We start from the raw sequence: 20,991 nt of genomic DNA, 5'->3' as shown, positions 1-20,991 counted from the left end.
CAACCACAACAACGCCGAACTGTGAACAAGCGAGGGACCATGTTGCGCAAGATCGTTCTTATCTCCGGGCTGCTGAGCCTGGCCGGCTGCCTCGATCTGGGTGGCGGCGGAGGCGGTGGGGGCAGCAGCCCCAGCCCCGGCACCGGCGGGTCCGGCAGCGTCACCACGCCGCCCGCCCAGCCGGGCACGCCGCCGGACGAGACCGCGCCCCCCGAGATACCGGTCACGCCGCCGGTGACCCCGCCCACCGAACCGCCCGTGACGCAGCCGGGCGAACGCTTCCCCGAGCCGGATGCCGCGGTGGTCGACGAGGTGAACGCCCGGGGCTTCTACGACCAGACCGCCGACGGCCAGACCCGCCCCGTGCGCAACGACCTCACCGGCACCCTTGCGGCGATGCTGCAGTTCGTGCAGAGCCACTCGGTGGACCCGCAGGGCAACGAAGCGAAGAACATGCCGCGCCTGACCAGCGAGCGTGAAGCCCTGTTGCTGGTCACCCCCGCCCCGGACCAGCCCCTGCCCAGATCCCTGCGCGTGCAGGTGCTGGTGGACGGCGCCCTCAAGGGCGACCTGACGCTGCGCCACCCCGACGAGCTCTACCGTGCCGACCGCACCGGCAGCGACGCCCGCCCCGACGTGGTCTATTCGCGCCGCGCCTGGTCCGCCGTGCTGCCCTGGGACTGGGTGGTGCCCGGCATGAGCCTGCAGCTCAGCGACGACCAGGGCCGCAGCGGCCAGCGCGGCGCCGAGGCCTTCGACTTCGCCCCGCCCGCCGAGCTGCTGGTCCAGGCCATTCGCATCGGCATGCTCACCCCCGAGGTCCCGGGCGGCCAGCACTGGTTCAACACCCAGCCGGCCCAGGCCGCCACCGACTACTTCCAGACCGTGCCCATCGCCCGCATGGTGGCCAGCCGGTACGAGGACGTGCTGCTGCGCAAGGTGATGGTGGCCAACGGCACGATCTACGACGCCGACCAGGGCCAGGTGAGCGCCACCACCGGCGACGTCTACAGCGGCGACATGCGCGAGAACACTGCCAAGTCCACCTTCAGCACCGGCATCAACCTGGCCAACTGGGGCATCACCAGCGCCGGCATGGCCAGCCAGGAGCAGCCGCAACTGACCAACTCGGCGGTCATCCACCACGCCCGCGGCTTGTACAGCAACGGCACCGTCAACCATGGCCTCAGCGGCGGCAACGGCATCCTCACCCTGATCGACTCGGTGGGGAACGAATTCAGCCACGAGATCGGCCACCACTACGGCCTCGGCCACTACCCCGGGCAGAGCGGCGACAACTACTTCTGGTCCGGGCATCACCAGGACAGCGGCTGGGGCTACATCGCCTACCGCAAGCGCATGCGTGCCAACCTGCACTGGACCCGCGCCAAGACCGGCGGCCTCAACGGCATGCCGATCTACGCCGATGCCTACAGCTTCGCCACCGACGCCATGGCCGGCGGCAACTTCGCCAGCGGCCTGTCGCGCTACACCCACTACACCGGCTACAGCACCAGGCAGAAGATCCAGCCAGCGCTGAACCGCGCCGTCTGGGCCCCCGACTCCCCCACCGGCTACCGCAAGTGGGACGCCACGAGCCGCAAGATGGAGGTGTTCCAGCCGAAGACGCCGACCTCCCGCAACGTCTGGTACGACAGCGCCGACGGCAACTACCGCAAGCCGCGCCTGTTCGGCGTCCCGGTCATCACCCTGCTTGGCGGCTACGACCCGGAGACAGGCGCCGCCGTGCTCTACCCGGCCCTGCGCGGCAACTGGGGCCAGGTCTACGACCTGCCGCCGCCCAATGCCGCCGCCACCAGCCGGCAATGCTGGCTGGAGGTCAGCTTCGCCAACGACAGGACCCAGCGCATCGCCGTCGCCCCCACGCGCCTGGGCAGCAATGCCAACAAGCTGCACGTCAACCTGGCCCAGGCCGAGCTGCCCGTCGCGGCGGCCCTGCAATGCCGCGACACGGCCGGCGCCGCCACCACCGAGCTGGCCAGCCTGATCATTCCCCAGGGGCTGCCGGCGATGGCACCCGCCGTCATCGTCGGTCGTGACGCACGCTTCGACGCGCTGCGCGAGGTGGAACTGCCGAAGCTGGACAGCGCCCTCGCCGCCCTCGCCGGGCAGGCGGTGCCGACGCTCAAGGGCGAAGCGCGCGTGCTCTTCGACAGCTACAGCGACCGCCCCGACGGCCTCTCCGGTCCGGCCCGGGAGGTGCTGCAACGCCTCGACCAACAGCAGGCGAAGGCCCAGCGCCTGAACCGCTGGCTGGATGCCTACGGCAGCCGCCTGGCCAGCGACGCCGAGGCCGCCAAGGCGCTCGACACCCTGCTGGCCACCCTGCAACTCGACGCCACTCCGCTGCTGCCGCCGGCCCAACCGCTGGCCATGAGCAACGGCAACTGCGTGCGCATCGAACAGGTCGATGGCGCCTGGAGGCCCTACGTCGCCGCCAAGGCCCAGTGCACCGGAGCGATCGACGAAAAATGGCGGGTCGATGCCGGTGGCCGCATCCATAGCGCGGCCCAGCCGACGCAGTGCCTGACCGCCAACGGCGACATCGGCCTCAGCACCTGCGACAGCCAGGTCGACGCCCAGGCCTGGGACTTCTCCGCCCTGCCGCAGCTGAAATACGGCAACCGCTGCATGGACCTTTCCGGGGGCTACCTCACCGACGGGCGCGGCAAGCTGATCACCTACGGCTGCACCGGCGGTGGCAACCAGAAGTGGTACGGGCCGACGCTCAACGACAACGGGCTGTTCCCGCTGCTGCAGAGCCGCAACCTGAACCTGTTCATGGCCTATGCCGAGCAACGTGCCAGCCGCACCGCGCCCTAGCGTCGCCACCCGTGGCGGCCGCCGCAGCCGAGCGCTGCTGGCGGCCCTGCTGCTGAGCGCGCCCGTCTCGGCGGTGCAGCTGCCCCAGGCACTGCTCGCCGAACCCGCCCCCCTGTCGCTGAAGCCCTACCCTGCGCCCCGCCCGCTGGCGGGCCTCGACGACTGGCGCCTGTACAGCGTCTTCAGCCGGGGCGACGGCCAGGGCCTGGCATCGCTCAGCCTCGACGACGGCAGGCTGCTCAGCGTGCAGGCCGGCGACCGGCTGCCCGATGGCATCGAGGTGCTGGCCGTGGAGCGGGATCGCCTGCTGCTGCGGCGCGGTATTCAGGTGGGCGAACTGGTGATCCAGGGGCGCGCGCTCCGGGCCCCGGATGCGGCTATCCGTGCCGTCGACGTCGAACCCGCGGCGATGTTGCCGGTGCTGCCGGCGGGCTGCGAATCCTTCGTCCAGGCCGGCGTGCCCCTGGACGAGTTGCAGGCCCTGGGCGGCTGCCCGACGGCGGTCGACCCCGGCCTCTGAAACACGCCTGCCTGCCTGCCGGTCAGGCCATCCAGAAATACAGCAGCGTCAGGTTGGCCAGGGAGATCAGCCCGAACAGGCTCCAGGCGATGCTCGCCACCAGGCGGCTGTTGGCGAACGGCCCCATCAGCCGGCGGTCACTGGTGAAGCGGATCAGCGGCCAGAGGGCGAACGGCAGTTGCAGGCTCAGCACCACCTGGCTCAGCACCAGCAGCTTGCCCACCGCGCCCTCCCCCAGCCAGATGACGCCGACCAGCGCCGGCACCAGCGCCAGGGCGCGGGTGATCAGGCGGCGCTGCCAGCAGGGGATCTTCGCTTGCAGGAAGCCCTCCATCACCACCTGGCCGGCGATGGTGCCGGTGAAGGTGGAGCTCTGCCCCGCCGCCAGCAGCGCGAAGCCGAACAGGAAGCTGGCCAGCGCCCCGCCCACCAGGGGGTCGAGCAGGTGGTAGGCGTCCTGGATCTCCACCACCTCGGTGTGGCCGCTGCCGTGGAAAGCCGCCGCCGCGAGGATCATGATCGCCGCGTTGACCAGCAGCGCCAGGGACAGCGAGCCGATGGTGTCGAGGCGGGAGAACCGGATAGCACTGCGCTTGCTCGCCTCGTCGTCGCCATTGACCCGGGTCTGCACCACGGACGAATGCAGGTAGAGGTTGTGCGGCATCACCGTGGCGCCGAGGATGCCGATCGCCAGGTACAAGGGCTCCTGGCTGGAGAGCACGTCCCAGGAGGGACGCAGCCCGGCGGCGACGTCCGGCCAATGGGGCTTGATCAGTACCAGCTCGACGAAGAAACACGCGCCGATGGTGGTGATCAGCCCCAGCACTATGGCTTCCAGGCGGCGGAAATTGGCGCCCTGCAGGGCGAGGACGATCAGCGTGTCGAAGGCGGTCAGCACCACGCCCGTGGTGATCGACACCCCCAGCAGCAGGTGGAAGGCCAGCGCCGCGCCGAGCACCTCGGCCAGGTCGGTGGCAATGATCGACAGCTCGGCGAGCAGCCATTGTCCGCGCGCCACGACGGGGCGGTAGCGCTCCCGCGAGAGCTGCGCCAGGTCGCGCCCGGTGGCGATGCCCAGGCGCGAACAGAGGCTCTGCAGCAACATGCCCGAGAAGCTCGCCAGCACCACCACGAACAGCAGCGCATAGCCGAAGCGCGAACCGGCCTCGATGGCGGTCGCCCAGTTGCCCGGGTCCATGTAGCCCACCGACACCAGCAGGCCGGGGCCGACGAAGAGCATGAGCTTGCGCCCAAGGGACGCGTTGGCCGGCACCGCCACGCTGTGGCTGACGGCGGAGGGGCAGAACGGCGCGGTGGCCGTGGTGGGCAGCTTGTACATCGGGGACGCGCCGGGCGAAGGGGATGACGCAGCTTAAACGCCGCGACGCCCCGCGCAAAAGCCCGCGCGCAGGAGAAGGGCCAGCCCGGTTGCGGGCCGGCCCGGCAGGATCAGAGCTTGGCTTCCAGCGCCTTCTGGATCGCCTCGGCGCGGGCATCGACGTCGTCGACGTTGGTGAAGGGCTTGAAGTTCAGGCTCAGCACGCCGCCGTCGAAGGCGACGCCATCGGGGTAGTTGCTGGAGGGCGCGGTGGCCTCGTCGTAACGCACCACCACCTTGCTCAGCTTGGCCTTGAGCGCCTGCTTGCCCATGTCGTCCACGGCCACGGAGGCGAAGGCCTTCTCCAGCGGGGTGAAGTAGACCTGCTTCCAGAAGCCGTCCTGGGTGTAGTTCTGCGACTGGTCAGGCAGCGCGATGCTGTTCCACTGCACGTCCAGCGGCACCTCGAAGCCGGCGGCGGCCTGGATGGCCTTCAGCTGCTCGACGTAGGGGCCTTCCTGGTAGGCGGTGATGGCGCGGCGCTCGGCCAGGGACGGGTCGGCGAAGGCGCTGGTGCCGGCCAGCAGGCAGGCGGCGAGGAGGGAAACGGAAAAGAGGCGTTTGGCAGCCATGAAAGTAACTCCTGGGATCTGGACTCCAGCCACGACGGCGACTGGCAGGCGCGCGGCCAAGGCATCCCTGCCACGCGCGCGAACAGCCTAGACCGGCCGGTCAGGGAATTCCGCCGACCGCCGCAAGTTTCAGCCAGCCCGCCGCGGCAGCAGTGCCAGGTTGGCCGGCGCGGCGCGCTGGGCCAGGTAGCGGGTGCAGCTCACCCGCAGGAAGGAGGCGAAGTTCACCACCTCGCCGCGGTAGTCCATGACTTCCTCGTAGAGCTTGGTGATCAACTGGTTGGTGGTCATGCCGTCCACCTCGGCGATCTCCCGCAGGATGTCCCAGAACTGGTTCTCCAGCCGTAGCGTGGTCACCACGCCGCGGATGCGCAGCGAGCGCGAGCGGGACTCGTAGAGGATCGGGTCGGCCTTTACATAGAGTTCGCACATGGAGTGGGGTCCTTTTCGAATGTGGCCTGGAAAACCTGTAGGGGCGAATTCATCCGCCAGGCGGTGCGCAGCAGCGTCATTGTGCATCGAACACCCTACGGGGTGGCGCCTTCGTAGGATGGTGTAGAGCGAAGCGAAACCCATCACGCGGCGCCATGGCCGTGGGCCGGCATCCACGTTCGCGAGGATGGCGGTCGCCTGGAAGGTGCCAGGCCCCGTCATCCCCGCGCACGCGGGGACCCGGTGAAGAGCACGGGCCTGCGGCCCGTATCCTCACAGCGTGATACGGGTGCCCAGCACCTCGAGGAACTTCGCCAGCCAGGCCGGGTGCGCGGGCCAGGCGGGGGCGGTGACCAGGTTGCCGTCGACGTGGGCCTGGTCCACGGGGATGTCCACGTACTCGCCACCGGCCAGGGTCACTTCCGGGCCGCAGGCCGGGTAGGCGCTGCAGGCGCGGCCCTTGAGCACGCCGGCGGCCGCCAGCAGCTGGGCGCCGTGGCAGACGGCGGCGATGGGTTTGCCCGCGGCGTCGAAGGCCTTCACCAGTTCGATGACCCGGGCGTTCAGGCGCAGGTACTCGGGGGCGCGGCCACCGGGGACCAGCAGGGCGTCGTAGTCCTCGGCACGGACCTTGTCGAAGTCGAAGTTCAGCGCGAAGTTGTGGCCCGGCTTCTCGCTGTAGGTCTGGTCGCCCTCGAAGTCGTGGATGGCGGTGCGCACGCTCTGGCCGGCACGCTTGTCCGGGCACACCGCATGCACGGCGTGGCCGACCATCAGCAGGGCCTGGAAGGGCACCATGGTTTCGTAGTCTTCGGCGTAGTCGCCGACCAGCATCAGGATCTTCTTCGCCGCCATGGCGGGTTCCTCCGTGTGGGGCCTTCGAGGATTCAAAGGGTAGACGAAGTATCCGCCCGCCCTCCCCGCACCGGGTAACAGGCGGCTACTACAGGTCGTCCAGCGGCTCGCCGGCGGAACCGAAGCGCTGCAGCGGGTGCACCTCGCGGGTGGCGGCGATCTCGCTGGCACCCAGCTCGGCACCCACCAGTTGCAGCGGGCCGTCGCCCTGGGGCGGCAGCTCGGCGTTCTGCGGCGGCGGGTTCAGCTCGTCGTAGCGCAAGTAGTAGGTGGCGCCGGCCCCGGCGTCGAGGGCGAAGCTGGTGATCTCGGTGAAGTCCAGCGGGCCGCCGGCGAAGAAGGTCCAGTAGCTGCCCAGCAGCGGGCGGCGCATCTCCAGGCGGTAGCTGGCGGTCTCGAACTCCAGGGGCAGGTAGCCGTTGCTCGGCAACGCGCCGATCAGTTCGCCATTGATGAACAGGCCCGGCGCCTCCAGCTCCTGGTCGGCCCAGTCGCTGCGCGGGCGATAGAGGTAGACCAGCGCGTGGTCGGCATCGCTGGGCGTGCGCGCGACGAAGGCCGGCCCGTCGGTGGCGCCGAAGAAGGCCCCGGGCGTGGAGCAGCCGGCAAGCAGGAGGGCGAGGAGCGACAGGGCGGGAAGCGGACGGCGCATGGGCGCATCTCTTGTTGTGGTTATGCGGGGAGATTAGCCGGCGCGCGGGCCCGGCCGACACCCGACAAAGGTTCGGCTAGCGACGGCGGTCCAGCAGGTTGACGGCGAGGCGGTCGAGCCAGCCCCAGAGCCGCTGGTAGAAGCGCTTGATCAACGGCCGCGCATGCCAGGCCTCGAGGGTGATCTCGCGGCTGTCGTCGAAGTCGCGGCTCAGGCTGGCGGCCACCTCGGCGGTGAAGTGACGGTCCAGCGCCTCCAGGTTGGCTTCCAGGTTGAAGCGCAGGTTCCAGTGGTCGAAGTTGCAGGACCCGACGCTGACCCAGTCGTCCACCAGCACCATCTTCAGGTGCAGGAAGCGCGGCTGGTACTCGAAGATGCGCAGCCCGGCGCGCAACAGGCGCGGGTAATAGCGCTGGCCGGCGAAGCGCACCGGCGGGTGATCGGTGTTGCGGCTGGTCAGCAGCAGGCGCACGTCGACACCACGCCGCGCGGCCTTGAGCAGTGCGCGGCGGACCTTCCAGCTCGGCAGGAAATACGGCGTGGCCAGCCAGATGCGGGTCTTGGCGTTGCGGATGCTGCGCACCAGCGACTGCACGATGTCCCAGTGCTGGCGGGCGTCGGCGTAGGCCACCCGGCCCATGCCGATGCCGGCGGAGGGCAGCGGCGGCAGGCGCTCCAGGCCCGGGGCCTCGTCGGGGCGCCAGGGCCGGCGATGCAGGTTGGCCAGCCACTGGTAGTCGAAGATCAGCTTCCAGTGCACCACCAGCGGCCCCTCGATGGCGACCATCACCTCGTGCCAGCGGCTCTCGGGCTGCTCGGGCTCCCAGAACTCGTCGGTGGAGCCGGTGCCGCCCACGTAGGCGACGCGGTCGTCCACCACCAGCACCTTGCGGTGGTCGCGATAGAAATTGCGCACCCCGCGCCGCCAGCGCACCGGGTTGTAGAACTGCAGCTGCACGCCGGCCAGCACCATGCGCTGGCGCAGGGCGCTGCCGAGCTTCTTGCTGCCGAAGCCGTCGAACAGGCAACGCACCTTCACCCCGCGCTGCGCGGCCAGGCACAGCGCCTCGACCAGCGCCTCGCTGCAGCGACCGTCTTCCACCAGGTAGAGCTCCAGGGACACGTGGTGCTCGGCCCGGGCGATGTCGGTGAGCATCGCGGGGAAGAAGCTCGGCCCGTCGATCAGCAGCTCGAAGCGGTTGCCGGATTTCCAGGGGAAGATGTGGCCCATCAGCGCGCGGTGAAGATCAGCACGGCACCCACCGGCACCGAGAGGCTGATGGAGGGCAGCCCGGCCATCTCGCGCAGCATGCCGAGGGACTCGGTGAGGCCGAAGTCCTCCACCTGCAGCACCAGGGGCGCCAGGGTCACCACCTGGAAGCGGCGATCGTCCAGGCGCGTGGCCAGCAGCTCGGCCATGTACTCGTGCTCGCGGCCGTGCAGCTTCACCTTCAGCGGCAGGCGCAGCTCCAGCTGGGCGCCGGGGGCGAGGTCGGTGATGGGGCGCAGGTCGAGCTGGGCGAAGACCTCGGCCTCGGGGTTGCGCTCGATCTCGAAGAACAGGTCGCGCAGGCGCTGGTCCCGCAGCGGGATGCCGGTGCTCACCGACTCCAGTTCGACGCGCAGGTGCGCCTTGCCGCTGTCGGCGATGTTGCCGTGCAGGGTGAGGAAGCGGTGGACCTCGGAGAGGTTGCCGCCCTTGGTGGAAATGAAGGAGAGGCGCGAGGACTCGTTGTCCAGGTACCAGTCGGCCTGCACCGGCAGCGCAAGGGCGCCGAGCAGGGCGGGAATGAGGGGGAATAGCTTGGCCATGCGGGCTCCTGTCGCACAATCGCGCCACCTTAAACCGGCAGTCGGTGCGCCTGCAAACCACAGGCACGGGGCGGCGAACGCTCATGGGGTCGGCGCCCGCCCCGCGAGGAGGGAGGCGGCCGGGAGGGTCCCGGCCAGCCGATCAGAAGCTATAGACGTAGTTCAGGTAAAGGCGTTCCGCGTTGTGGGTGATGATGCCGGCGGGCCCCCGCGAGGTGGTGAAGCGGGTGACCCCGTCGGCACGCCCCTTGGTGTGGAACTCGTTGTGCAGCCAGGCCAGGCTGAGGCCTTCGAGCAGGCCGGCGAAGCGGTATTGCAGCACGCCCTGGAATTCCCGCCGGGAGAAGCCGTCGTACCCCGCCGCATGGTCGGAGAAGGCGTAGTGGCCGTCCAGGCGCAACCCCGGCAGGCCCAGCGCCGCGAAGTCGGTGCCGGCCACCAGCTTGAACATCGCCTCGTCCTCGGCACCGAACAGGTAGAACAGCTTGGCGCTGCTGTTCCAGGTGCCGTGGTCCTGGCTGAAGAAGAAGCGGTCGAAGTCGTCGCCCCGCACCTGGTTCCAGGTCATGCCCAGGTAGTGGTGCGGCCAGCGCATGCGCGCGGAGAGGTCCAGGTAGCGCGCCCGGTGCGACGAGGTGGCGTCGTAGAGGCCGGTGACGCCGCCGTAGTCGAACAGCCGCCCGGCATCCTGCTGGGCGCCGAGGGTGGCATGGAGGTCGAGGAAGCGCTCCCCGCCCAGCTCGACGCTGCGTTCGAGCTTCGCCGAGCCCACCCGCAGGTAGTCCTCCGACTCGCTGTATTCCAGCTTCAGCGTGCCGGCGCCGGGTAGGTCCAGGCCCAGGGCGAACAGGTGCAGGGCGTCGATCTTCCGGCCGCGGAAGTTGGTCAGGCCGTCCGCCCAGCCCGATTCGTTGCGCGCGCTGAAGCCCTCGATGCGGCTGTAGCGCAGCTCCAGGCCGGGGCGGCGGAACTCCACGTCCGCCCCCAGGGTGGAGGGCGGCAGGACGCGGCTGAAGGGGTCGTCGTAGTACTGGGCGTAGCGCCGGCTCTTCTTGCCCAGCCCCAGTTGCAGCTCGCCCGGCTCGCCGGCCAGGCGTGCCCGCAGGTAGGCCTCCACCGGCTTGGCGATGCCATGGGGCGACTGCACCGAATGGCCCGCCTCCAGGTTGCTGATGCTGGTGGCGTCGCGACCCACGTGCAGGTCGTCGGCCAGCCCGTAGGCGTAGTCGAACCCCAGCACCTCGCGGTACCAGCCGGAGTTGAAGCTGAGCAGCGTGGCCTGCACCCATTCGTCCCGCACGGGGCCGACCTCGCCGCCGTTGCTCTCCTTCCAGTAGTACTGGCTGTAGCGCACGGCGAGCTTGCTGTCGTCGAGGAAGGTGCCGCCCTGGCACAGGCTGGTGAGCAGCAGGCAGGCGGCGCCCGCCAGGCCCTTGTCGAGCATGTTCATCTCATGTCCTTCTTGTTGTTCTGGATGAGGTGGATGCCGTCCGGACGGGCAGGCTCCATTGTCGATCCGGGGCCGGGAAGGGCAATCGAATTGGGTTCCGCCCCACGGAACGGGGCGGCGGGTGCGCGGCCTCAGCCGAGGCTGCGCTGCAGGTCGTCGACGGCCTCGGCGAGGTCGTCCAGGTGCCGCCGGCTGACCCGCTCGACGCTGTCCTGGTCCCTCGGCCAGTGCAGCGCCACGCTGCCCACCGGGCGGCCCTGGCGGTACACCGGCAGGGCCACCGCGCGGATCAGGAAGGGCAGGCGCACCGAGTATTCCCAGGAGCCTTCGATGCGCTCGCCGAAGCCTTGGTCATGGGTCTGCCGATGGGCGAGCCGCAGCGTCTCGTCCGGCAGCGCGTGGCGCCTGGCGAGGCGTTGCAGCTCCTCGTCACCGAGGGTGGCGAGGCAGGCGCGGCCCATGGCGGAATCGGCGAGGCTGGCCTTCAGCCCCACCACCAGGCGGTTGCTGGGGTAGCGTCGGCGCAACACCTCGGGCACCGCACTCTCCACCACGTGCAGGTCGTCCCCGTCGAAGAACGACAGGTCGGCCACCAGGCCGGTGCGCTCGGCCAGTGCGCTGAGCAGGGGCGATGCCCTTTCCACCAGCTGGCGGGCGAAGCGCTGGTCCGGGTCGCCGAACAGGCGCTGGGCGCTGAGCCGGTAACGCCGGTCGCACAGGCCGCGATACAGCCAGCCCTGCTCGAGCAGCGTATGCAACAGCCGCGAGACGGTGGCCTTGGGCAGGCCGGTCAGGTAGTGCAGCTCCTCCAGCCCCAGCGAATCGTGTTCCCCCAGCAGCTCGACGATGGCCAGGGCGCGCTCCACCGAGCGCACGGTGCCGCTTTCTTCTCTGCTGCGCATCTGCGCCTCCCCCTCGCCCGCCGAGGTCACGCCCGACTCCTGCACGCAACGGGCCCGCCTCGGTGGGCCCCGCTCGGGCCCAACCTTGCAGCGCCGTTGGGCAGCGCTGCAAGCATCGGGCCCGCCGCTCGCGGGCGTGGGGTCGCCCCCCGCGGCCTGGGCGACGCGCTCGGTCAGGGGACGTCCGCAACGGCTCATTCGACCAGCCTCCGTGTGGCGTGGGCCAGCAGCCGGCGCCGCTCGCGACGCTCCAGCGCGGCCGGGGCCCCTTCGCGCAGGTTCCAGGCCGCGACCAGCCCGATGCCGGCGGCGAAGAGGACGTAATAGGCCGGGGCGACCGGATCATCGGCGACCTGGGTCAGCCAGGTGACGATGAAGGGTGCGAAGCCGCCGAAGAGCATCACCCCCAGGTTGTTCGACAGCGCCAGCCCGGTGGAGCGCACCCCGGTGGGGAACTGTTCGGCGCCGGCCGTGGGCCCCGGCCCGTAGAGGGTGCCGATGGCGGCGCACAGCAGCAGCTGCATCACCAGCAGGCGCTCCAGGCTGGGCGCCGCCGCCACCCAGGCAAACAGCGGGTAGACCAGCACCAGGAAAGCGAAGGTGCCGGCCAGCAGCACCGGCCGGCGACCGTAGAGGTCCGAGAGCGCACCGGCGATGGGGATCACCAGGGTCATCAGCGCCACCGCCGCCATCTGCACCATGAACACCTGGTCCAGCGGCAGGCCGAGCTGCTTGTGGGCGAAGGTCGGCATGTTCACCAGCACCACGTAGAAGGCCACGGTGCCGCTGATGGTGTTGCCCAGGGTCACCAGCACGCCTCGCCGGTTGTCCCGCAGCATCCGCCCCAGGCTGAGGTTATCCACAGCCTGGCGGGCGCGGCTTTCGAGGAAGGCCTCGGTCTCCTCCATGTTACGGCGCATCCACAACCCCACCGGGCCGATCAGCAGGCCGACGACGAAGGGCAGGCGCCAGCCCCAGCTGTCCAGCGCCTCGGGCGAGAGGCTGTGGGTGACCAGCGCGCCCATCCCGGAGCCGGCGAACACCGCCAGGCACTGGCCGAACAGCTGCCAGGAACCATACAGGCCACGGCGATGGGCCGGCGCGCACTCCACCAGGAAGGCCGTGGCGCTGGCGTACTCGCCGCCGGTGGCGAAGCCCTGGATCATCCGCGCGACCACGATCAGCAGCGGCGCACCCAGGCCGATGGCGGCGTAGTCCGGGGCGAAGGCGATCAGGGCGATGGAGAAGGTCATCAGCAGGATGATCAGCTGCATCGCCGCCTTGCGTCCCTTGCGGTCGGCATAGAGGCCCAGCAGCACGCCACCGACCGGGCGCATGAAGAAGCCGACGCCGAAGGTGGCCAGGGCCATCAGCAGCGAGGCGTATTCGTTATCGGAAGGGAAGAACAACCTGGCGATGATGCTCGCCAGGAAGCCGTAGACGATGAAGTCGTACCACTCGAGGGCGTTGCCGATGACGGCAGCGGTCACCTGGCGGCCGCGCGAGGCGCCGCGGGTTGGCGTGTGCATGGTGGGCCTCCGGGGCTTAGGCGTGGGCGGGGGTCGCGCTGCTGGGCAGGTCGCTGCGTGCGGCCTGGAGCCAGGCCTCCGCCAGGGCGGCCCAATAGGCCGCGCCGCGCACGAGGATGTCGTCGTTGAAGTCGTAGCCGGGGTTGTGGACCATCGGCCCCTCGCCGTTGCCGATCATCAGGTAGCTGCCGGGGCAGCGCTGCAGCATCCAGCCGAAGTCCTCGCTGCCCATCAGCGTTTGCGCCTCCTGCACCGCGCCCTCCCCCAGCAGTCCTGAGGCCACGTCGCGGGCGAAGGCGGTCTCGGCCGCGTGGTTGACCGTCACCGGGTACGCCGGACGGTGCTCGATGGCCACGCGGCAACCGTGGCTCGCGGCATGCCCGCGGATGATCGCGGTGACCCGCTGCAGCTGCAGCTCGCGCACCTCCGGGTCGAGCGCCCGCAGGCTCAGGCGCAGCAAGGCGCTCTGCGGGACGACGTTGGCCGCCTCCCCCGCCTGCAGCGCACCCACGGTGACCACGGCGGCGCGTTGCGCATCGATGTTGCGCGCCACCACCGTCTGCAGGGCCATGACGATATCGGCGGCGGCCACCAGCGGGTCGACGCACAGGTGCGGCATGGAGCCGTGGCCGCCGACGCCTTCCAGGGTGACCTCCAGCAGGTCCTGGGAGGCCATCACCGGCCCGGCGCGGAAGGCCATGCGCCCTGCCTCCAGCCCCGGCATGTTGTGCATGGCGAACAGCGCATCGCAGGGGAAGCGTTCCAGCAGGCCGTCGGCGAGCATCGCCTCGGCACCGCCCTGCCCTTCCTCGGCGGGCTGGAAGATCAGGTTGAGGGTGCCGTCGAAGCGCCCCGCCTCGGCCAGGTAGCGCGCGGCCCCCAGCAGCATCGCGGTGTGGCCGTCGTGGCCGCAGGCATGCATGCAACCGGGATGACGGCTGGCGTGGGCGACACCGGTGGCCTCGATGATCGGCAACGCATCCATGTCGGCGCGCAACCCCAGGCGCCGCCTGCCGTCACCCCGGCGCAGCACGCCGACCACGCCGGTGCGGCCGACGCCCCGGTGCACCTCGTAGCCCCAGCCTTCCAGGGCACGGGCCACCAGTCCGGCGGTGCGGGTTTCCTCGAAGCCCAGCTCGGGGTGGGCGTGGATGTCCTGGCGCAGGCGGCGCAACTCGTCGTCGATGCCATTGAGCCAGGCAGGGATGTGCGCGTAACGGGTCATTGTTGTTGTTCTCCTCGTCATGGCCGCCCGGGAAGGCGGCCCGGCGCCAGTCAAGCGCCACGGGGCGAGGAGGACAATCGAAGACGGTTCCACAGGGTGGAACAGGGCGCCACCGCTTGGCCACACGGGGCCTGGGCCCGCTATAAGGAATGCCTCAGTCCATCTTCAGAGGAGATTCGCCATGGAACGATTCACCGGTGGTTGCCTGTGCGGCGCGGTGCGCATCGTCGCCTCCGGGCGCCCGTATCGGGTCGGCCTGTGCCACTGCCTGGACTGCCGCAAGCACCACGGCGCGCTGTTCCACACCTCGGCGATCTTCCCCGTGGACGCGGTGGCGATCGAGGGCGTGGTGGGCGAGTACGCCGGGCGCTGCTTCTGCCCCACATGCGGCTCCTCGGTATTCGGACGCAGCGGCGACGAGATCGAGGTGAACCTCGGCGCCCTGGACGCCCCCGACCAGCTGCAGCCGACCTACGAGCTGTGGACGGTGCGCCGTGAGACATGGCTGCCGCCTTTCCCTCTCGCCCGGCATTACCCACGCGACCGTGACGAGAGCAGCCGTTTCGAGGGGTGAATCGAATGGCGTACTGATGGGTTTCGCTGCGCTCAACCCATCCTACGAAACTCGCGAAGCGCTTCGCAGCACGGGCACATAGCGAGCGCAGGGTGGGCGTAGGGTGGGCTTCAGCCCACCGCACTTCTTCGGGCGGGCCGGGCCAGCGCTCATCAGGGCAGGCTGTCCGCCTGCGGCAGCAACTGGCAGCCCTGGCGCGGGCCGAGCCAGGCGGCAGTGGAGGTGGCGCCGAGGCCGCGCGAGGTCACGCGCTTGGCGGCGGCGTCATCGAGGAAGGCGCTGGTGGGCACGTACTGCTTCACGTAGCCCTGGCAGTAGTCCGCCGGGTTGTCCATGACGTAGCGGCAGGAGCAGTACTCCTTGGCGGTGTAGGCGCTGATGATGCCGGGGAACGCCTGGATGTGGACGCGGTTCTGCCAGGCGAGGCCGGCCAGCACCAGAAGCAGCAGGGCCAGGATGGCGAGGATGGGGTGGCGGCGGATCATGGCTGCACCTCCTGGGCGAAGGCGGCCTGGGCCAGCTTGAGGAACGCATTGTGCTGGTAGCTGCCGTCGCGGTCATCGGCGAAGCGCACGATCACCAGTTTCTGCGCCGGCAGCACGTAGAGCGCCTGGCCCCAGTGACCGAGGGCGGCGAAGGTGTCTTCCGGGGCGTCTGGCCAGGGCTTGGCACTGCCCGCCACCACCGCGTTGAGCCACCAGTGGCCGCCTGGCACGGCGTCGCCGGGGGCCTTGGGGTCGGTATGGAATTCGGCGAAGGGCTTACGGTTGAACGCCACCCATTCCTTCGGCAGCAACTGGCGGTCGACCCAGCGGCCGTCGCGTTGCATCAGCAGGCCGACGCGGGCAAGGTCACGGGCGCTCATGTAGGCATAGGACGACCCGACGAAGGTGCCGGCGGCGTCGGTTTCCCACACCGCCGAGCGGATGCCCAGGGGGTCGAACAGCGCGGTCCAGGGGTAGTCCTTGTAGGCATCCCCGACCATGCCCCTGAGCGCGGCGGAGAGCACGTTGGTGTCGCCACTGGAGTAGCGGAAGCGCTTGCCGGGCACGGCATCCAGCGGGTGCGCGGCGGCGAAGGCGGCCATATCGCCACGGCCCCGGGTGTAGAGCATGGCCACCACCGAGGACTTCAGCGGCGCGTATTCGTAGTCCTCCTGCCAGGCGAGGCCCGAGGCCCAGTGCAGCAGGTGGTTCATCTGCACCGCACCATGGCCGGCGAAGGCCGGGTAGTGGCGGGCGACCGGGTCGTCGAGCTTGAAGCGGCCTTCGCCATAGGCCACGCCCAGGGTGGCGGCGAGCAGGCTCTTGCTCACCGACCAGGTGAGGTGCGGCGTCTCGGCGCGGGTGGGGCCGGCATAGCGCTCGTAGATGAGTTCGCCATCGCGGATCACCACCACGGCGTCGGTGCGCACGCCCTTGCGCTGGGCATCGTCACGGGTGGGGAAGGCATAGGCCTCGAAGGCGTCGAGGGCGGCGCCGGAGGGTTTGGCGCCCTGGGCCCATTCGGCACCGGGCCAGGTTTCGGCGTGGGCGAGCGTGGCGGCGCAGAGGCCGAGTGCCAGGCTCAGGGATCGCAGCAGCGGGACGGGCATTGGTCAGCCTCTTGTTGTCAGCGGAGGCGGAACCGTAGCACGGGGAATATGACGCTAAAAAGCGCCGAACGTGCCGCTTGCGGGGACATTCGGCGCGAAAGGTCAGTGTTCAGCGGGGCAGACGGTAATCGTCCGGGCCCATCAGGTCGAGGCCGCATTGCAGGTTCTCGATCCAGTAGAGGAAGGCACTGATCATCTCCTTGCCCACGAAGGGCCGGCCGTGTTGCGGCACGATCATCTCCACGTCCATCTCGCGGACCATGGCGGCCCACAGGCGACAGGCCTTGTTGCCGGCCATGTAGCGGCGGTGGAAGCCTTCCATCTCGGGCACATGGTTGACGAAATCACGCACCGGGTTGGCGTCGTCGACCATGGACGCGCCCATGTCGCCGGAGAAGAGGATCTTGCTGATCGGGTCGTAGATCTGGAAGTTGCCCACCGAGTGCAGGAAGTGCGCCGGCACCGCCTTGAGGTTGCAACGCCCGAGCGGGATCGACTGGCCACGGTCGGGCAGCGCGATGATGCGATCGTAGGTGGAGATGCCGTGGCTGATGGCCAGGTAGTTGGCCGTCAGGTGCGGCAAAAAGCGCGCCCAGAGCTTGGAGCAGATGACCTTGGCGCGGGTGTGCAGCAGCCACTTGTCCAGCGACGCGATGATGTCCGGGTCCTGGTGGGAGGCGAAGATGTAGGTCAGCTCCTGCAGCGGGATGTGCTTGGACAACTCCAGCGACAGGGGGGTGTAGGTCAGGTCGCCGCCCGGGTCGAGCAGCAGGTATTGCTCATGATCGGTGATCAGGAACTGGTTGGACTGCACGCCATCACCACTGACCAGGTCGTCGAACATCAGGCATTGGTGGGCGCCGTTGTCGAACAGCACTATGGGTTCACGCCGCATGGAAACCTCGAATTGGTTGCGGCGGCCAGCATCGTGGCTGTGGATTTTTCCCGTACTGACCTGAATCAAGCGAACCCGGCGTCAAGGGCGAAAACGTCGCAGGGACGCGCGCCATGTCGCGATTGGTAGGGGTGGAACGGGGCGTAGGGTGGAGGACGCTTTTTTCCTCCACCAGGCGAGGCCCGGCCGGGCCCCCGATGATGGGTTTCGCGTAGCTCTACCCATCCTACGAACCAAGCCCAACCTACGGTGTGTGCTCCCCCGCCGCTCAGCCCAGGCCGAGGCCGGCGCGTGCCTTCTCCAGGCGCTTGGCGCGGGGGCCACTGGCGATGGCGAGCAGGCCCTGGTCGCGCTGCCAGAGACTGGCCCATTCCTGCGGGCCTTCGGCCAGCGCGGCTTCCAGCTCGGGGCGCAGGCCGTCGAACTGGGCGAACAGGCCGGCCAGCATCAGGTGCATCACCGGGCTGGTGGCGCACAGGCGGGAGACTTCCGCAGCACTGCCCAGCAACCCCAGCAGGCGCAGCTGCAGGGCTTCCGGCCAGCCGCTGTCACGGCCGATGCCGAACAGCCAGCCACCGATGGCGGCGAGCACGTGCAGGTCCTCGATGCTGCGGAAGGGCTTCACGTAGGCATCCCAACCATCACCGGCCAGGCGCTCGCAATGGGCGGCGTCCAGGTGCAGGCGGGCGTGGGGGATATCCGGCATCAGCGGCAGCGACGGCAAGGTCTCGATGCGCACGCCGGGCGCGCCGTTGCGCACCACCACCAGGGCCAGCCGCGGCGGCTGGCCTTCGGCGTCCTCGCGGGCGGCCACCAGCAGCCAGTCGGAGGCGTCGGCGGCGGTGACGAAATCCTTGCGCCCGGACAGGCTCAACCCGGTGACGCGGGTCTGCATTTCCGCCGGGCGGGTGCTGCGGCTTTCGGTCACGCACAGGGCGCCGAGGCTCTGCGGGGCGGACGGCCAGAGCAGGCGCAATGCCCCCTGGTAGCCGGCGAGGAAGGCCAGGCCAGGCGTCGCGGCGAGCCGGCCGCCGAGCACCGCCAGCTCGAAGGGCGAGGCTTCGCCCAGGCGCCCCAGCAGCGCGCCGTACCAGTCCTCCAGGGGGGCCGGGGGCAGGCGGTCGTTGATGTCCAGCAGGCGTTGCCAGGTCATGTCGGGCTCCTTTGGTCGCTGTCATTCAAGCATCACGGAAACGTCATGGTGGTGACACCGGGTCTCCCTAGCCTGACTTTGCACAACAAGATCGACCGGCTGCAACCGGGATCTAGCCGGCTAACGGAGGCTTCATTCATGACTCAGATCGCCATCACCCGCGACAACGCCGCCCGCGGCGAGAAAAGCCCGCGCCGCCTGCAGGCCGAGCGCCTGAGCGGCATCGCCGCGCTGCGTGAAGCCCAGGCCCTGCGCTACCAGGTATTCAGCGCGGAGTTCGACGCCAAGCTCAAGGGCGCCGAGTTCGGCCTCGACATGGACGACTACGACCCGCACTGCATGCACATCGGCGTGCGCGACCTGGACAGCGACCGCCTGGTGGCCACCACCCGCCTGCTCGATCACCGCGCCGCCCACGACATCGGCCGCTTCTACAGCGAAGAGGAATTCCAGCTGGTAGGCCTGGGCGACCTGCAAGGCCCGGTGCTGGAGATCGGCCGCACCTGCGTCGACCCGGCCTACCGCAACGGCGGCACCATCGCCGTGCTCTGGAGCGAGCTGGCCGAAGTGCTCAACGAAGGCGGCTACCGCTACCTGATGGGCTGCGCCAGCATCCCCATGCAGGACGGCGGCATCCAGGCCCAGGCCATCATGCAGCGCCTGCGCGAACGCTACCTGTGCACCGAACACCTGCGTGCCGAACCGCGCACCCCGCTGCCGGCGCTGGAGTTGCCCGGCAACGTCATCGCCGAGATGCCGCCGCTGCTCAAGGCCTACATGCGCCTGGGCGCGAAGATCTGCGGCGAGCCCTGCTGGGACCAGGATTTCCAAGTCGCCGACGTGTTCATCCTGCTCAAGCGCGACGAGCTCTGCCCACGCTACGCCCGCCACTTCAAGGCGGCGGTCTGAACGGAGGCGCCGGCATGAGCAAGCTGCGCCTGTACCTGCGCATCGCCCGCCTGCTGGCGGTGGTCGGCCTCGGCCTGCTGCTGGCCTGCTGGGTCGGGGGGCTGGAGCGCCTGTTCCGGGGCCGCGACCTGATGGTGCGGCGCCAGCGCCTGACCCGCTGGTTCCTCGCCCGCCTGAGCGCTGCCCTGCCCTTTCGCGTGAAGGTGACGGGGGACGTACCGCGCCAGCCGATGCTGTGGGTGTCCAACCACGTGTCCTGGACCGATATCCCGCTGCTGGGCATGCTCGCGCCGCTGTCGTTCCTGTCCAAGGCCGAAGTCCGCGCCTGGCCGGTCGCGGGCTGGCTGGCGCACAAGGCCGGGACGCTGTTCATCCGCCGTGGCGCGGGCGACAGCAACCTGGTGGGCCAGCAACTCGCCCGCCACCTGGGGCTGGGCCGCCAGCTGGCGATCTTCCCCGAAGGCACCACCACCGACGGCAGCCTGCTGCGCACCTTCCACAGCCGCCTGCTGACCAGCGCCTGCGAAACCGGCGTGCCGGTGCAACCGGTGGCGATCCGTTACCTGCGCGACGGCCAGCGTGACGGGATAGCGCCCTTCATCGGCGACGACGATCTGCTCTCGCACCTGCTGCGCCTGCTCGGCAGCGAGGTCGCCCTGGTCGAGATCCACCTGCTGCCGCCCATTCCCACGCTCGACCAGAGCCGCACGGTGGTCAGCCGCCAGGCCCACGGCGCGATCCGCACGCAGCTGTTCGGCGAGCAAGCCGCCGAGGAGCTGGCGGCCTGAACCTCAGTCCCGCCCCGGCGGGACCGCGAGGATGTCGCACTCGAATTCGCGCAGCGCCGCATCGGCGACGCTGCCGATCAGCACACGCTTGATCCCGCCCATGCCCCGGGTGCCCAGCACCAGCAGGTCCGGCGGCGAGTCGGCCATGACCCGGCGCAGAATGGTCATCGGCAACCCCTCCTCCACGCGCAGCTCGCCCACCAGGGCCAGCAGGCCCTGTTCGTCGAGGAAGGCCATCAGGTTCAGCCGCGCGTTGCGCTCCTCGCCGGTAAGGTGGTCGTCCAGCGCGGGGGTGGCGATGCCGGCGTTCATCAGCATCACCTTGGCGAAGGGTTCGAAGGCATGCACCGCCCGGCAGCGCGCGCCATCCATCAGCCCCAGCGCCTTGGCCGCCCGCACGGCACGGGCCGAGGTGGGCGAGAGATCGAGGGCCAGCACCAGGTCGCGGTAGGAGGACTCGGGCTCGCGGTTGACCACCAGCACCGGTTTCTCGCAGGTGCGCACCACGCGCTCCAGGGTGGTGCCGACGAAGACGTCGCGCAGGGCGTTGCGTCGGTGAACCCCCATTACCAGCAGGTCGATATCGCCCCAGCGCGCGCATTCGGCGATGCGCGGCGCCGGGTCCCCGGCCTCCACCCAGATTTCCGGGGCGCGGCCGGCCCGTTCGGTGAATTCGCCGAGGCGCGCCTCGAGGTCGCGGCGGATCTGCTCCACCTCCAGCTCGACGCGCAACTGCGGCTGGTCGCTGTCGACCACGTGGAGGATGAACCAGGGGCAGTCGAACTGCCGCACCAGGCTCGCGGCGCGCAGCAGGGCGCGCTCGGAGCGCGAGGACAGGTCGGTCGCCAGCAGCAGGGATTTCATGGGGCACCTCCGTAACCAGTTAGCTACGGATATTGCACGCCGG

General features: G+C 69.8%; 21 protein-coding genes. 5 read left to right on the top strand and 16 right to left on the bottom strand.

Features of this window, described 5'->3' with window-relative positions; translation table 11 throughout:
- Nucleotides 1–39: 39 nt before the first annotated feature.
- Nucleotides 40–2,844 carry a M66 family metalloprotease gene (locus PHLH3_RS06590; RefSeq protein ID WP_213628633.1) on the top strand — a complete coding sequence of 935 codons (2,805 nt, stop codon included), beginning with the start codon at nt 40–42 and terminating at the stop codon, nt 2,842–2,844.
- Nucleotides 2,822–3,364, top strand: coding sequence for a hypothetical protein (locus PHLH3_RS06585; protein WP_213628632.1), 543 nt, complete (start codon nt 2,822–2,824; stop codon nt 3,362–3,364). Before PHLH3_RS06590 ends, PHLH3_RS06585 begins: the two co-directional genes overlap by 23 nt.
- Nucleotides 3,365–3,386: 22 nt before the next feature.
- Here PHLH3_RS06585 and PHLH3_RS06580 read toward each other — a convergent pair whose 3' ends face one another.
- The 11 genes from PHLH3_RS06580 to PHLH3_RS06530 all read right to left on the bottom strand — a co-directional run bounded on the left by PHLH3_RS06580 (nt 3,387) and on the right by PHLH3_RS06530 (nt 14,171).
- Nucleotides 3,387–4,703 (bottom strand): Nramp family divalent metal transporter, encoded by a 1,317-nt coding sequence (locus tag PHLH3_RS06580; protein WP_213628631.1) that lies wholly within the window; start codon nt 4,701–4,703, stop codon nt 3,387–3,389.
- A gap of 110 nt (nt 4,704–4,813) precedes the next feature.
- Nucleotides 4,814–5,314 carry a hypothetical protein gene (locus PHLH3_RS06575; protein WP_213628630.1) on the bottom strand — a complete coding sequence of 167 codons (501 nt, stop codon included), beginning with the start codon at nt 5,312–5,314 and terminating at the stop codon, nt 4,814–4,816.
- 129 nt (nt 5,315–5,443) lie between these two features.
- Nucleotides 5,444–5,746 carry a ribbon-helix-helix domain-containing protein gene (locus PHLH3_RS06570; RefSeq protein ID WP_173178761.1) on the bottom strand — a complete coding sequence of 101 codons (303 nt, stop codon included), beginning with the start codon at nt 5,744–5,746 and terminating at the stop codon, nt 5,444–5,446.
- A gap of 273 nt (nt 5,747–6,019) precedes the next feature.
- Entirely contained in the window at nt 6,020–6,601 is a 582-nt protein-coding gene (locus tag PHLH3_RS06565) for a DJ-1/PfpI family protein (protein ID WP_213628629.1), read from the bottom strand.
- A gap of 88 nt (nt 6,602–6,689) precedes the next feature.
- Nucleotides 6,690–7,253, bottom strand: a complete 564-nt coding sequence (locus PHLH3_RS06560; RefSeq protein WP_213628628.1) for a DUF2846 domain-containing protein — start codon at nt 7,251–7,253, stop codon at nt 6,690–6,692.
- Between the two features lie 76 nt (nt 7,254–7,329).
- A complete protein-coding gene (locus PHLH3_RS06555) occupies nt 7,330–8,487 on the bottom strand; it encodes a phosphatidylserine/phosphatidylglycerophosphate/cardiolipin synthase family protein (RefSeq protein WP_213630435.1) in 1,158 nt (385 codons plus the stop codon).
- The gene (locus tag PHLH3_RS06550; protein ID WP_173178764.1) at nt 8,484–9,065 is read right to left on the bottom strand and encodes a YceI family protein; all 582 of its coding nucleotides are present in this window, start codon (nt 9,063–9,065) and stop codon (nt 8,484–8,486) included. Before PHLH3_RS06550 ends, PHLH3_RS06555 begins: the two co-directional genes overlap by 4 nt.
- 142 nt (nt 9,066–9,207) lie before the next feature.
- Nucleotides 9,208–10,515, bottom strand: a complete 1,308-nt coding sequence (locus PHLH3_RS06545) for an OprD family outer membrane porin (RefSeq protein ID WP_213628627.1) — start codon at nt 10,513–10,515, stop codon at nt 9,208–9,210.
- A gap of 131 nt (nt 10,516–10,646) precedes the next feature.
- The gene (locus PHLH3_RS06540; RefSeq protein ID WP_213628626.1) at nt 10,647–11,417 is read right to left on the bottom strand and encodes an IclR family transcriptional regulator; all 771 of its coding nucleotides are present in this window, start codon (nt 11,415–11,417) and stop codon (nt 10,647–10,649) included.
- A 194-nt stretch (nt 11,418–11,611) separates the two neighbouring features.
- Nucleotides 11,612–12,946, bottom strand: a complete 1,335-nt coding sequence (locus PHLH3_RS06535; RefSeq protein WP_213628625.1) for a citrate-proton symporter — start codon at nt 12,944–12,946, stop codon at nt 11,612–11,614.
- Between the two features lie 16 nt (nt 12,947–12,962).
- On the bottom strand, nt 12,963–14,171 hold the full coding sequence (locus tag PHLH3_RS06530; protein ID WP_213628624.1) for an amidohydrolase: 1,209 nt from the start codon (nt 14,169–14,171) through the stop codon (nt 12,963–12,965).
- 181 nt (nt 14,172–14,352) lie between these two features.
- On the opposite strand from PHLH3_RS06530, the gene PHLH3_RS06525 reads away from it, so the two are divergent.
- The gene (locus PHLH3_RS06525) at nt 14,353–14,745 is read left to right on the top strand and encodes a GFA family protein (RefSeq protein WP_213628623.1); all 393 of its coding nucleotides are present in this window, start codon (nt 14,353–14,355) and stop codon (nt 14,743–14,745) included.
- Nucleotides 14,746–14,897: 152 nt separating this feature from the next.
- Here PHLH3_RS06525 and PHLH3_RS06520 read toward each other — a convergent pair whose 3' ends face one another.
- From PHLH3_RS06520 to PHLH3_RS06505, 4 genes are all read right to left on the bottom strand, one after another.
- Nucleotides 14,898–15,230, bottom strand: coding sequence for an amidase (locus PHLH3_RS06520; RefSeq protein WP_213628622.1), 333 nt, complete (start codon nt 15,228–15,230; stop codon nt 14,898–14,900).
- On the bottom strand, nt 15,227–16,339 hold the full coding sequence (locus tag PHLH3_RS06515; RefSeq protein WP_213628621.1) for a serine hydrolase: 1,113 nt from the start codon (nt 16,337–16,339) through the stop codon (nt 15,227–15,229). The genes PHLH3_RS06520 and PHLH3_RS06515 overlap by 4 nt, the downstream gene beginning before the upstream one ends.
- A 109-nt stretch (nt 16,340–16,448) precedes the next feature.
- Nucleotides 16,449–17,234, bottom strand: coding sequence for an MBL fold metallo-hydrolase (locus tag PHLH3_RS06510; protein ID WP_111263078.1), 786 nt, complete (start codon nt 17,232–17,234; stop codon nt 16,449–16,451).
- Nucleotides 17,235–17,502: 268 nt separating this feature from the next.
- On the bottom strand, nt 17,503–18,387 hold the full coding sequence (locus PHLH3_RS06505; RefSeq protein ID WP_213628620.1) for an acyl-CoA dehydrogenase family protein: 885 nt from the start codon (nt 18,385–18,387) through the stop codon (nt 17,503–17,505).
- A gap of 138 nt (nt 18,388–18,525) precedes the next feature.
- Here PHLH3_RS06505 and olsB point away from each other — a divergent pair, with 138 nt between their 5' ends.
- Together olsB and PHLH3_RS06495 are read left to right on the top strand one after the other, a co-directional pair.
- Entirely contained in the window at nt 18,526–19,296 is a 771-nt protein-coding gene (olsB, locus tag PHLH3_RS06500) for an L-ornithine N(alpha)-acyltransferase (protein WP_213628619.1), read from the top strand.
- Between the two features lie 14 nt (nt 19,297–19,310).
- Nucleotides 19,311–20,084 (top strand): lysophospholipid acyltransferase family protein, encoded by a 774-nt coding sequence (locus PHLH3_RS06495; protein WP_213628618.1) that lies wholly within the window; start codon nt 19,311–19,313, stop codon nt 20,082–20,084.
- 3 nt (nt 20,085–20,087) lie between these two features.
- Here the strand turns inward: PHLH3_RS06495 and PHLH3_RS06490 are convergent, their stop codons facing one another.
- Nucleotides 20,088–20,948: a universal stress protein gene (locus tag PHLH3_RS06490; protein ID WP_213628617.1), complete on the bottom strand. Its 861-nt coding sequence runs from the start codon at nt 20,946–20,948 to the stop codon at nt 20,088–20,090.
- Nucleotides 20,949–20,991: the final 43 nt, after the last annotated feature.

Source organism: Pseudomonas sp. Pc102 (assembly GCF_018408275.1).
Taxonomy (GTDB): Bacteria; Pseudomonadota; Gammaproteobacteria; order Pseudomonadales; family Pseudomonadaceae; genus Metapseudomonas; species Metapseudomonas tohonis.
The sequence above is the reverse complement of the archived record's forward strand: the minus strand, read 5'-3'. Positions and strand labels throughout refer to the sequence as shown.